Annotated in this window: 3 protein-coding genes; all 3 read right to left on the bottom strand. The window is 63.9% G+C overall.

Annotation, left to right across the window (positions count from 1 at the left end):
- On the bottom strand, window positions 1-167 hold a 167-nt coding region (locus C7K08_RS14920; RefSeq protein ID WP_161955969.1), incomplete at its 3' end, for a HipA N-terminal domain-containing protein.
- Between the two features lie 38 nt (window positions 168-205).
- Window positions 206-460, bottom strand: a complete 255-nt coding sequence (locus C7K08_RS14915) for a helix-turn-helix domain-containing protein (RefSeq protein WP_106501206.1) — start codon at window positions 458-460, stop codon at window positions 206-208.
- 55 nt (window positions 461-515) lie between these two features.
- Window positions 516-714, bottom strand: a 199-nt coding sequence (locus tag C7K08_RS14910; RefSeq protein ID WP_206603900.1) for a Fic family protein, incomplete at its 5' end; no start/stop codon positions are given.

The following is a 714-nucleotide window of genomic DNA, read 5'->3' as shown; positions in this document are numbered from 1 at the left end:
AACCAGCTCTCCACGGCCTCGCCGCTGAGCGTTGTGGCCCCGAAGCCTGTCGGAAGTGACAACGACAACGGCCGGAACTGGCTGGAGTGCAGCCAGGTTTCGTCGTAGGTGAAGGTCTGTGGCCCCCGCGCAGGCAAGGTCCAGGTGCCGACCCTTTCAGCGTTCATCCATACCGCCAGGGAGCGCGCCCGCGTTGGCCTGCCCATCACCACTCGGCCGGCTCGTTGCCGCTCTGGCGGGGGCGCACCACCAGTTCGAGGTCGAGGGCGGCCAGGATCAGCAGGAGCCGCTCCATGGTGAAGCGCCCCGGTTGCAATTCGAGCTGGGAAAGCCGGGCCTGGCTGGTGCCGCCGGCCTTGAGGGCTAGCTCCTGCTGGCTCAGGCCCTGCTGCCGCCGAACGCCTTTAAGGAGCAGCCCCAACTGGGCAGGGGCGCGGATCACCTGCTCGCCTGCGGCCATGACCTACTTGAAATCTCAATAAACGCACATTACCAGGATTCTTAATGAATGGCTTTTATTGAGAATCCGACTGAAAGGGGCGGAGCCGGTACTTCTGCAGCCGGCTGTTGGGGATATCCGGCAAGGTGTAGCCGATCTCGTCGCGATCCAGGAGCTGCCGGATCGTGCGGTTGAGTGCCCCGGAGACGGAATCTCGCCCAAGGGCATGGGCAATTTCAGACTTGCTCAAGGGCCCGTCGGCCAGGGCTTTGATC

The sequence above is a fragment of the Synechococcus lacustris str. Tous genome (assembly GCF_003011125.1).
GTDB lineage: Bacteria > Cyanobacteriota > Cyanobacteriia > PCC-6307 > Cyanobiaceae > Synechococcus_D > Synechococcus_D lacustris.
This window is presented reverse-complemented; position numbering and strand designations above follow the sequence as displayed.

Excerpts from the sequence above, each read along its gene's own strand:
- C7K08_RS14915 (WP_106501206.1), bottom strand. The coding sequence starts at position 460 with ATGGCCGCAGGCGAGCAGGTGATCCGCGCCCCTGCCCAGTTGGGGCTG.